General features: G+C 39.3%; 10 protein-coding genes and 1 other RNA gene. 5 read left to right on the plus strand and 6 right to left on the minus strand.

Annotated elements, in window-relative coordinates:
• Positions 1-29 precede the first annotated feature (29 nt).
• Together LMH66_RS14740 and LMH66_RS14745 are read right to left on the minus strand one after the other, a co-directional pair.
• On the minus strand, positions 30-329 hold the full coding sequence (locus LMH66_RS14740; protein ID WP_229370896.1) for a DUF3144 domain-containing protein: 300 nt from the start codon (positions 327-329) through the stop codon (positions 30-32).
• A gap of 178 nt (positions 330-507) precedes the next feature.
• On the minus strand, positions 508-2871 hold the full coding sequence (locus LMH66_RS14745; protein WP_229370897.1) for a patatin-like phospholipase family protein: 2364 nt from the start codon (positions 2869-2871) through the stop codon (positions 508-510).
• Between the two features lie 680 nt (positions 2872-3551).
• Here LMH66_RS14745 and LMH66_RS14750 point away from each other — a divergent pair.
• The 4 genes from LMH66_RS14750 to LMH66_RS14765 all read left to right on the plus strand — a co-directional run bounded on the left by LMH66_RS14750 (position 3552) and on the right by LMH66_RS14765 (position 7362).
• Entirely contained in the window at positions 3552-3884 is a 333-nt protein-coding gene (locus LMH66_RS14750) for a TM2 domain-containing protein (protein ID WP_102527680.1), read from the plus strand.
• A 235-nt stretch (positions 3885-4119) separates the two neighbouring features.
• Complete coding sequence (locus LMH66_RS14755) at positions 4120-4377, plus strand: YdcH family protein (protein WP_102527681.1); 258 nt, start codon at positions 4120-4122, stop codon at positions 4375-4377.
• A 316-nt stretch (positions 4378-4693) separates the two neighbouring features.
• A complete protein-coding gene (locus tag LMH66_RS14760) occupies positions 4694-5980 on the plus strand; it encodes a carbohydrate porin (RefSeq protein ID WP_229370899.1) in 1287 nt (428 codons plus the stop codon).
• A 503-nt stretch (positions 5981-6483) separates the two neighbouring features.
• Positions 6484-7362: an aspartate/glutamate racemase family protein gene (locus tag LMH66_RS14765; RefSeq protein WP_229370900.1), complete on the plus strand. Its 879-nt coding sequence runs from the start codon at positions 6484-6486 to the stop codon at positions 7360-7362.
• 518 nt (positions 7363-7880) lie between these two features.
• Here the strand turns inward: LMH66_RS14765 and LMH66_RS14770 are convergent.
• Both LMH66_RS14770 and LMH66_RS14775 read right to left on the minus strand, forming a co-directional pair.
• Positions 7881-8240, minus strand: a complete 360-nt coding sequence (locus LMH66_RS14770; RefSeq protein ID WP_229370901.1) for a hypothetical protein — start codon at positions 8238-8240, stop codon at positions 7881-7883.
• A gap of 181 nt (positions 8241-8421) precedes the next feature.
• A complete protein-coding gene (locus LMH66_RS14775) occupies positions 8422-8934 on the minus strand; it encodes a hypothetical protein (protein WP_229370902.1) in 513 nt (170 codons plus the stop codon).
• Positions 8935-9762: 828 nt separating this feature from the next.
• Here LMH66_RS14775 and LMH66_RS14780 point away from each other — a divergent pair.
• Complete coding sequence (locus LMH66_RS14780; RefSeq protein ID WP_229370903.1) at positions 9763-10704, plus strand: hypothetical protein; 942 nt, start codon at positions 9763-9765, stop codon at positions 10702-10704.
• Positions 10705-10770: 66 nt separating this feature from the next.
• Here the strand turns inward: LMH66_RS14780 and rnpB are convergent.
• Both rnpB and rsmI read right to left on the minus strand, forming a co-directional pair.
• Positions 10771-11114: RNase P RNA component class A (rnpB, locus tag LMH66_RS14785), an RNA gene on the minus strand.
• A gap of 74 nt (positions 11115-11188) precedes the next feature.
• Complete coding sequence (rsmI, locus tag LMH66_RS14790) at positions 11189-12031, minus strand: 16S rRNA (cytidine(1402)-2'-O)-methyltransferase (protein ID WP_102527685.1); 843 nt, start codon at positions 12029-12031, stop codon at positions 11189-11191.
• Positions 12032-12049 lie beyond the last annotated feature (18 nt).

A 12049-nucleotide genomic window follows, 5' to 3' on the forward strand; every position in this document is an offset into this window, starting at 1 on the left:
AGTGAAGTCTTGAATCGCGGAACTTGGTGCTACTTTTGCGTTTTACGGTATTGATCGAAATTAGCGATATAGTCGTCCATGTTACCTTCAAGCATCTTGCGATACTCTTCGACGTAATACTCCATCATATCCGCTTTTTTCTGCTGCATTTGTTCTGCACTCTCAAAACCTGTAGAACCGAACCAAGCGTTATAGCGCGATAGTGAATACATAAAAGAAGCGCTAATTTCACCAGTTTTAATTTCTGGATCTTGGTTGTGCTCATTAGCCACGTTAATAAACTGGTTTGCACGATCGTAAAATGCTTTATTTGGAGCTGAATCTGACATGCTTAGGTCCTTAATAATGAGCCATTAGTGTGCCGACTTTGCGGCAAACCTTATCTATATTCAGATTAACGCGCTTTCACGCCTCTATACTGTAATGTTGTTCACACTCTACAATGGTGAGTTTTGATAACTGTGACCCGCATCATTTTGCAGGTAAGTAAAACCAACGTAAGCTGATTTAAAAGATCTTCCCTAGGGTCAAGTATACCGTTTTATGATGCAAGTCATTTATACCTACCCCTAAAACAGCAGGCCCGAACTCAGTTTCAGTACCGACAAAAATGCTCGACGCATAAATGAGGTCGCCTAAATCTCGTTCACTCTTATACTGCCAAACATTGCCCATCTCAGCTGAGACACCGAGATATATTGGAATGGCTTTACCTCCGAACCCATGCCAATCAATACGATATTGGTACACTAAAGACCCATAAGCTAACTGTGAGCCGACTAAGGCATCTTTATGTAAGCCGGATAAGTTGAGAAAACCACCCAATTTATGGGTATGAATTAAGCTTACTTGGTTGCTGTCAGTACCACTAAGATTAACTTTACTGATTAATGTATGTTGCCTGTAACTTTGAGCATGTTTGAAAACAAACTCATAATTAAACAGTTCAGTATCATCAAGCATCTCACCTAGAATAGGCACGACAACAGGTGCTAAGTTATCTTTGTTATAGGCGCCTCTAAGATAAAGCAAGGTGCCTTCACGGGGGAAACTATAACTGTCTAATGAGTCATAGCTTAGCAATGCAAAACTAGAATAAGTGTCATAATCAATATCTAAGTTAAACACTGAATCGGTTTCAATATTGCCCTTTTCAGCCGAAAAACCTAACTCAAAAATCATGTCGTTAATCAAATTAATGCCAATCGCTGTGCTGACATGGTGAGCACTATTATCTGTACTGAGACCACGTTCGTTATCCCAGTAATACAATTGCTCCTCTTGAGAGAATTGATATCGCGTTTTCCAGTAGTAAGTATCGAGTGCATCTAAAGGTAAGCGGTATTCAGCGGCCAGTAACTTTTCTCGCCCAGAGGTGAGTTCGAAACGCAATTGAGCACGAGTGCCGGCCACATTATTCATCGTATACATCAAATCAAGCTTCAAATCAGACACTTCACCAAAGTCTTCTTCCCATGAAAAGCCAATATCAAAAAAATTAGGCCCCCAACTTTTTTGCTGCGCGTTGAGTACCAGTTGTTTATTATTTTCTTCGTCACGGACAGTTTCGACTTCAACTCGCTCAAATTCATTTAATGCGTAAACTCTATCTATTGCTGCAACGATATCTTCAGCCTCAGGTCTATCACCCTCTTTGACTGCAAAAGCCGATTCAATCTGCTTGTTATCCACCATACTGTTATTGACCATTGTTATCTGGTGGATAGACTGCTGCTGGAAAGAAAGTAATGATTGCTTATAAGCTAGGCGTTGAGATTGATATTGCTGATAGTATTCCGGCGATGCTTGCAGTGATAATAATTGTTGCTGATGCTCAATTGCCGCCTGCTCACCATTACTAAAACCCAGTGGCATGCTGCTAAAGTCTGTCGTATCTAGCAGGCTAATGTCTGGTCGAATAAGAATATCTTGTGGTTGTAAATTTTCGATTTGCTGAACCGCATTCGCGCGAGTCATGATGGTAGAAAGCTGGCCTAATATGGAGAAGCTATCTTTTAGCTCAGTTTTAGGCGCTAGTTCTGCGCCAATATCAATCGCAATAACTACATCTGCGCCCATTTTTCTAACGGTATCCGCAGGCATGTTACTCACCATCCCACCATCAACTAAATACATCCCCGCTATTTCTACAGGTTGTAATATGCCAGGAACAGAAGCAGACGCCTGCAATGCCTTTAACAAGTTACCAGATTCAAGTACCACGGCATTACCGCTACTGATATCAGTGGCTATCGCTTTAAACGGAATTGCAAGGTTGTCAAACGAGTCTTGCTTAGGCACCAAGCCTGCTGAGCGAATATATAGATTACCCATTGTCTGGCCACGAAGTACGCCCTGAGGCATAAGAATCTCACCATCAAGCGAGCCAAATTCAAAAGGAAGGTTAAACCGATCAAAATCTTGTTTATCATGATAATTTAATGCCTTACGCGGCACGGCATCATCAAAACCACTGGTCCAATCTAGGTTTAGCATGATTTCTTCAATATCATCAGCACTATAGCCCAACGCATAAAGCCCACCAACATAAGCACCAATACTGGTGCCAGCAATATAATCTACCGCAATCTGATTTTCTTCAAGATAGCGCAACACCCCAACATGGGCTGCACCTTTAGCTCCGCCGCCGCTCAGCGCTAACCCAACTTTTAAACGTGGTGATTTATCGACTTCAATATGACTGCTATCAACGTCTTTTTGAGGTATAGCCGTTTCTAATAATGGCGCTTCGACCCATTGAGGAGCGACATTTATTAACTCGCTCTTTGAGGCGAGTACATCGCTTTGTGCGTAAACCAGGGTGGGGGAAAAACCACACAGCGTGATTAAACATATTGTAAACCGCACCATTAACTGTTGCGCCTTAGCTTTTTGCCTCCAAACGTTTTGCGGCCAGATCTGTAGCAACCAAGTCTGTAGCAACCAAATCTGTAGCAACCAAATGTTATATTTCACCTGAATGAGCCCCTTACAAAATAGGGCGCTATCTTACGAGAGAACAAGGTAAGAAAATAAGGGGCATTCGTGAGTTTAATTGTCTCAAATAGCAGTACAATAAGGTCATTTCAATACTGAATAGATCCATGATTGATTGACTCAATCAGCAAAAATGACTTAATGATTTTCCGTCGCTCACTCAAATTACGCTAATTGACTAATTGTTTACAAAATCATCGCAACAACATACACAACCGAGCCCAACAAAATTAACAAGTGTATTTTTTTACATAAAAAGTAAAAGCGACATCGGCATGAACGAATTAACATAAAGTAATAAATCATCAAAATATTCGTAGCCTAACCCTGATGTCAGGTTAAAATTAAACCATTAAATTACAATTAGTTAAAAAAATAAAACACATTAACCCAAGCTAATTAAATTAAACCCAAGTTAGCCACCAGCACCATAAACTCCCTTTTATATTGTTAGCTCAATTTTTTATTTTAATAGTGAGATCTAGAACACTAGAACTGAGCGCACACTTGTACTCATAATGCCTCATTAGCAATATTGACCATTGGAGTTTGTAATGCCTCAAATAACCTGCACACAATGCAGCCAGACAATCGACGCGAACTTAATCAGCTGCCCTCAATGTCAGGCAACTCAAGGATTAGACGCACTTGCTGGGATCGATCCGAATATCCGTATTAAAAATCAGAAATGGGCAATATGGTTTGGGTTCTTATTTGGCGGCTTAGGGCTACATAAATTCTATTTAGGTCAATACCTAAAAGGCAGTCTTTACTTAGTATTCAGCTGGACTTTGGTGCCGTTTGTTGTTGGCTGGATTGACTCTATCCGCACCATGAAAATGAGTTCATTTAATTTCGAGCAGCAATACAGTAAACGTGCGATTTAGCACGAAAATGCCGATTAAATAATGTGTTATTTGCTGTATTCCACGCCTTATTAAGCATTTAATAAGGCGTTTTACATTCTTCCACTGACGACTCTTCCTTGCACATTCATGGCTATTATTTTTGCTAGCCAGATCGCTAAACCGTTCAAACTTCTCCCTTTCCTAAACCTCATAGTGCTATAGTAAATTCAGTTTCAAAATAAAGAATTTCAATTCACCATTTCAAGGGTTGCCTATGTTAAATGAGAATCATGCACTTATTTTCGACTTTCCTGAGTTTAAGAAAGACATTGTTTATTTGAATCACAAAGACGAAGCGTTCGAAACCTTATCCAAGCAATATCACTTATTAGATTACGAGATACGCGAGTTAGAAGTTGAAGGAAGCCCAACTGATGATGAGCATATGCATCAGTTAAAAGTACAGCGTGCTAATTTAAAAGATGTATTGTTCCAAAAATTAAAACAACATCACGACCAAGACGCGTCTTAACTCCTCAAGTTTGAATAAAAGGGGATACATTGAATCCCCTTTGCAGCATTAATAAGCTCTCTTTCTCAAACGACACCTTTGTCCTAACAATGTATCTAGCTCTGAACCATGAGTCGTCATTTATCTAATCCTATTAATGCCATCATAATTAGAATACAGCCCCTCGTCTAAACACGGTTTTATGCCATAAGTGTGACCTACATCAACCATCGCACTCAATAACAGACAACAGCATCAAGCAAACATCCTATTAGCAAAACTCCATTTCTGCTAACATACATTACGCATTCCTTAACTTCCCCCCAAAGGAAAAATGATGACTCGTTATACCCTTGCCGCGACTTGTATCGCTTTAGCATTATCAACTAGTGCCAATGCAACCACTGTTGAAGAAGAACTGAAAGCATTAAAAGAGCGCATTGAGCAATTAGAAGCTCAACAGAAAAAAGCAGCCGAACAACCACAGGTTATTGAAGAAGTGGAAGTTGCAGTTGTTAACGAAGTCATCGAAGAAGTTGAGGTCAGCAAAACAACAGAGGCCAAAGTTAATTTTGGCGGCGCAGTCCGTGTTAATTATTCCTATGAAGATTTTAATGACGCCAACGCCGATCGCGGTGGCGACTTTGACTTTGACCTATTCCGTATCGATGTTTCCGGCAGTTACGGTGACTTAATTTATTCAGCTCAGTACCGCTGGTTTGAGTACATGAATGTAGTGCAACACGCTTGGATTGGTTATAACTTTGATGAACACCAACAAGGTAAAATCGGTGTCACTCAAGTACCATTCGGCATGCTAACTTACGCATCAAACAACTACTTTTTCAGCTCTAACTTTTATCTTGGCCTTGAAGATGACCACGATATGGGTTTGAACTACACCTATAAAAGCGACGCTAACCGTTTTGACATTGCCTTTTACAAAAACGATGAACAAGGTGGTATAGACGGATATGTGTCAGATCGCACAGACCGTTACGCCTACGATGTTGTGGGTATTCGTCTAGACGGTGAAGATGCTTACGATGCACCAACGGCAGGTTATGAAGCAGGTGAGGTGAATACCTTTAACCTGCGTTATGCACACAACTTTACCTTCGATAAACTGGGTGTTGAGCTCGGTGGTTCTGTACAAGCAGGCCAGTTGGAAATAGCCAACGGCACCGATGGTGACAACTTTGCAGCAGCTATTCACGGTATTCTCGATTACGATCGCTGGAACGTGAAATTACAAGTAACAGATTACGAATACGATGTTGATGGCATGGATGTCGACCGTATTGTGGTTGCCGCTTACCACTTCTATGACTCGATCCCAGCAGAAGCGACCACTTACATCGCTAATGTGGCTTACAGCCTACCAGTCGATTTTGGCCCAGTATCGAACCTCACCTTCTACAATGATTATTCTTTAGTGACGGGTAAGTCAGCCTCACTTGAAGACACCTTTATGAATGTCACCGGTATGGCGGTTTCTGCCGGCGGTTTATACACCTACTTCGATTATGTTGTCGCTGAGAACCAACCATTCATCGGCGGTACTATGGTCGGTGATGGTGACACCAATAAACGATTCAATATTAACTTCGGTTACTATTTTTAGGCCTTGTTAATCTTTGTTTATAGTTGCAAATAGTTGCTAATGCCCTAGTTTAGATAATAGTTTAGATAATGATTTAGACATCAAAAAGCCCGCTATCGAAAGATAAGCGGGCTTTTCATTGAATGCGACGACTGGCTGAAAAGCGATTTTTCAGTTCTGGCCTTCATTATCCTCTGTATTTTAATCACTGAATATTAAGTCACAGTTATTCAGCAGCAACGAAAGTGAGTAGGGAGTTTGATATTTAGTCATTATCTATGGGTGGCAATGTTATTCTCATACATACATACATACATACATACATACATACATGGCCTTCATATAGGCGAAGCGAACAAAGCAATCATAACGTAATGATTAATATGAACTTTACTTTCTAACAGAGAGGTTGTCAGTTATGTTCAACACTTAATAAAGAGGATTAGATCCATCAAAACAGAGTTATCCTTGTCGAATTACTACCTTAATCTCTGCCCATATCAATAAACATTAAGGCAGTAAAAATGAAAAAGGTTAGATTTGGTGTAATGGGTAACATGGGTCCTGAAGCTGATGCGTTGTTTCAAGACATAGTCGCAAAAAAAGAAATAGAACATGGTGCATTAAAAGATCAAAATCACATGGGCATGATAGTAGTCAAAAACCCTGATATTGCAGACCGCTCAGAAGCCATCAATGAAGGCGGTAAAGATCCAGTGCCAGAAATGGTTAATTCAGCCAATATTTTACAGCAGGTACAAGTGCAATTTGCTGTTATGACATGTAATACAGCACATTTTTTCCGTGAACGAGTACAGCAACAAACTGATGTATACATCTTAGATATGCTCAGCACCACAGTTGACGCCATTAAAGCGCAAAACCCAGAAGCTATTGTGGGTATCTTATGTACAAATGGCACATATAACTCTGGTATTTACGACACGTATTTAACCAAAGCCAACTTAGTATTTGTAAAACCTGAACGTTTCCAACAAGAGCATTATGTCCACAGTGCAATTTATGGTGAAGTTACCGGAGAAAAGACAGAGTGTGGTCAATCAATAAGAACAAATAATGGTATTAAAGCAGGTGAATTTGTACATAGTGCAGCGCTTCTGACACAAGCGATCACTTCACTTAAAGAACAAGGTGTAACAACCATTATTTTAGGTTGTACTGAATTACCTTTAGTACGAAAAGCTTTGCAGCAGTCATTCCCTACGATGACATTTATTGACCCAATGGAAGCCGTTGCTGATCGCGCAGTTATTCTTTATAAACAGGCAGAACAACGCGTAAACAACAATGAGACAACCACTCAAGTCCTCTCTCCATTAGATGTGCATACAGACGAAGAGATTATCGACTATATTGTGAGTCGCGTACCGGCGAGTGCATAATCTTGAAACAAAAAGACCTCATATTGCAGTGAGGCCTTTTGGTTTAATGTGGCGAGTTGGACGACAAGACAGCTCAACATTCCCATAACGCATTGATTTTAAATATTAACATGACACCTATTTTATTCCGTTTCACAATTAAACTTAGAATAGGTGGCCATGTTATTACTGGCTTTGTTCACATCGACTTTAAGCACCACATGGAAATGGTTGCTCCCTGCTCATTACAAAGGATGCATAAGCACATATATCAATAGCAAAACTCAATCATTCGACTATCGACCCACACGCGAACAACAGTAGTATTAAGGCGTATCTTCTAAACTCACGAGTGTTTTTCTAGGTCTGGCCATCATTAATCACCAAGTAATGAGCAATAACTCAAGCCTAGTAGGGAGTTTGATATATAGCCATTAACTATGGGTGGCATTGTTATATTCAACGTGATCTATATTTAAAAGGCTATTGCCGCAAAAGAAGCACTTAAGAGTTTTTTTCAAAAAAATTTAGTATTCTGGCTATCTGCCTACACAAACTAATTTTTCAGTAAACGCCGTATATAGAGAACCGTCTGGGAAAAATAAAGCAACCGTCATATCCCATAAATTATTATTCGATTTCTGAATGGTGAAAAAGCTAGAGCCGTCTTTCCCGGCATATCGGTCAGCCCCATATTCACTATGAATGCGATCATAATTCTGCTTTTGTACACCATGCTGGGGCAAGATCTCTGTCCACATTAACTTTTCATTTGTAACTTCCAATTGCATCTGCTCTCCATCACTCTCACCAAAGTACTGACAATAAAGCTGGGGTTCACTTGCAAGTAAAAAAGGAGAGAAAGCAAGCAATAAGGTTAAAATTAATAATTTCTTCATGTTTTTTAATTTAGCTCTAACGGTTTTAGGTTGATGTTTGCGTATTTAGTTAACCTTTTGAAAGCATATAGCGCATCATCTCTTTCTAAATTGAAGATCAGAAATACTATGTTGCTACCTATGAAACTTCAAAGATAAAAGCAAGACGCGAAATTTATTATAAAAAAATATTTAGCTCTAATTACAGAGCATTTCCGCCAGCTTCTGACCAGTTTTTAGAAAAATCTATACCACTTATTCGTACCTTAGATTCCCTCCCTTGCTTAATTTCTACCCAGTCAGATTTTTTAAATAAATCATGAACCCATGATTCACCTTCTTCAGTTTTTATTGCTGCCATTAAGAATGAATTATTTGAGTCAGAATACTTAAGACACCACTCGACCATTTGAATTGAGCGTCCATTAAACTGCCAAGTACTGCTTATCATGTCCGACTCTGATTTGTATGGTGTACATGTACTTTTAAAACCATCCATCTTTTGAAAAGATAAATACTGTCTTCCATTACTTGAATGAACAATTTCTGTCAGCCATGTTTCATTAAAACCATCTCTAGATTCAAGAAACCTTGATACGGTACTCCCCTTGGACCAATCTCTAACAATTTCATAGGGGCGTGAAGCCTCTGCATGAGTAGTAGATGTGTAAAAAACAAACATTGTAAACACCAATAAACTTAAAACTTTCTTCATAGAAGTATCAACTTGTAAATATAAGGGAGTATTCGCTCTGATATTTTCAGTGGGAACGGGGTTAACATCAGCTTGAGGCTTACAAAGTTATTAGACATTTTATGTATCTAATTTAGGGAGACTTTTCGATAATAACGCTGTATTTTTGAAAAGTGGAATCTACCTTAATAAAAATGTAAACCTTCAAGTTTTTATCTTGCTGAGCATATTACCCGCTTCATTCTTACTTGAATATTTAGCATTAGTTATCACGCTGTTAAGTTCAGCTTAACACCTACTTTAAAATTAATTTTCTAGTGATTTGTCAGCTTATTTATCTTCTCCACCCCCACTCTTAAAATACAACCCAACAACTCTCTTCGTTAATAACAATTACCGCTCAAAAATTCGGAACATCGAAATATCGAAATATCGAAATATCGAAAATTATTATGTTGATTTTAATCATTTTTATTGAAAACCAAATGTGCTGCCCATTCTACATAAATACAATTAGCCTTAATGATCGGTATCCTCATTTTATCTTGGATATCATCGGTATGACGCTTATGCTGCCGCTGAAACCAACCTTTCATTAACCATTTATCATTGTGGTCATGTCATTTATTATTCGAAACTTTGAATAGACTACATAAAAGTAAACAATAATCACGCTTACCTTCTGGTAAAGCATCAATGAAAATACAAGTCACTTGATGACTTATTGCTTCTTTTATAGTTGATAAATAAAATGAATGTCTATGTATTTAGATATTTTCATAGTAATGAAAATACGTTTAAGATTGTCAGTCGTGACAATAGTAGCTTTGCGGTAGTTCAAGGATGAAAATGATGAATGGATATGGAGGCAACTTGAACAGTTCAAGTGATGCTATTATTAATGAAATTAAGGATATTGTACTTGCTCTTGATTACGAGCGTTATGGCATTAAAAGAAATAGATTACCGCCTCTAGGCATTGATTATTTAGATATTCTCGATGACGTAACAAAGCTTGAACGACAAGAAATTGAAAACATTGCAAAAGAAGTTATTTCAAAGCATAAAAAACCTCAAACTCTGTCCATGTCTCCCCAGCAAAGGCGCCAAATAGAGCAACAAGAGATATGGCAACGTCAAGAACACCGCTCTTTCAGCTCCTTCATGAAAGATTTTTCGAAAGGTTTTTCAATTTATAAACTGCTTATAGCATCTAGCTTACTCATAATTTTCGCAGTATTAGTGCATATGATGACTAATGATTTACGTGTCAAACTGGTGAACCAAGAGTTAGTTAATGAAAACCAGCAAAAACAAGCAGTATTTGAACAGCAAAAAGCCGTCATGTTAGAAAATGTTCAAAAACAAATTGAAGAACATAATATTAACAGCCAAAACTTTTTTGAAGATAACAATAAAAAGTGGTTATTTCAAAGCTTAACTCGTGAACTATCAAGTGCTGGTAAATCTATCAACGATTTCTATCGACAACACCAGCGCCTCCCTAAAAGTAATAAAGAGGTAAGAAAAGTCATTGATAATTTAGAAGAGCAAATAGGCATTAAGGAAGCTTTCATTTCTAACAAACAAGGCATCGCAATTGTTTTAGACTTTGAGTTTGCCGCTGGCACCGTTGTTCACCTGACCCCTACAGAAAGTGGTTATGGAATTCATTGGCGATGTGAAACAAATGCAGATAAAGCTTTATTACAAAATCCTACTCAGCATATTTGTGCTCATAACTATAAAACTAAAAGGATGAGTTTGTTGCCTTCAGTATGGGCTGATTAGAATTACACCGTATTTCAAACAATAAAAAGCCCGCTTATCATTCGATAAACGGGCGTTTTAATTTATGAGGTGAGCTGGCCGATAAGCCGGGTCCTGTCTTGGACAGTTATTCATCTAGGCCTGCAATCGCTCACAGGCTCAAGCGACCTACCCGGTCCCAACGCGAGCAGCGCCATACGGGACCCTATTTGGTCTTGCTTCGGATAGAGTTTACCTTGCAACCAACTGTTACCAGTGGCCCGGTGCGCTCTTACCGCACCCTTTCACCCTTACCAACCGAAGTTGGCGGTCTCCTCTCTGCTGCACTTGTCGTCGGTTTACACCGCCCAGGCGTTACCTGGTATCCTGCTCTTTGAAGCCCGGACTTTCCTCCCCGTTCTTGCGAACGCAGCAACTGTCTGGCCAACTCGGCGCGGATTATAGCGTAAGCGACTGCAACACACCATCTAAAAAATAGCTTTGGGCTAAACCATTCGCATTTTAATTACAGTCCGATTTCTAAACCGTATTTATAAAGTGCATTCTTTTTAAGCCCGTATATTTCACCCGTTAACGCTGAAGCCTTTTTAAGCGGTAACTCTTGGCATAACAGCTTTAGAGTATTAATCACAACAGTTGGAATTTCTGATTCAGTGTCGATGCGATGACCATGGATCATGATGACGATTTCACCTTTTTGCTGGTTCGGGTCATCTTTTACTGTTTGTAATACCTCTGCCACTGAACCAGATAAAAAAGTTTCAAAGGTTTTAGTGACTTCACGAGCCATAACTATTTCACGATCGTCACCTAACGCTGTCACGATGGATTCAAGGCTATGAACAATACGATGCGGAGATTCGTAAAAAATCAACGTACGCGGATCTTCTTTTAACGCCGCAAGTTTATCTAACCGTCCTTTTTCTTTTGACGGTAAAAATCCTTCAAATGAAAAACGATCAGACGGCAAACCTGATGCGCTTAATGCGGTGATGGCAGCACAAGGGCCAGGCAACGGCACCACGTTGTACCCTGCTTCACGCACTTGTTTAACTAAATGATATCCAGGATCTGAAATTAAAGGTGTGCCCGCATCTGAAATCAATGCAACCGCTTCACCGTTACTTAGTTTTTGAATAATCCACTGCGCTCTGTCACGTTCGTTATGATCATGCAGTGCTGTTTTACGGGTCTCGATACCAAAGTGGCTTAATAATTTTCCACTGTGGCGAGTGTCTTCACAGGCAATGAGTTTAACGTTATTAAGTACCTCTATTGCACGGCTGCTGATATCCCCTAAGTTACCAATTGGGGTGGGAACGATATAAAGTGCGACCGATAGGTCCATAACTACCTCTGTATTGAG

Origin of the sequence: Shewanella sp. 10N.7, from assembly GCF_020806285.1 — a bacterium.
Classification (GTDB): Bacteria; Pseudomonadota; Gammaproteobacteria; order Enterobacterales; family Shewanellaceae; genus Shewanella; species Shewanella electrodiphila.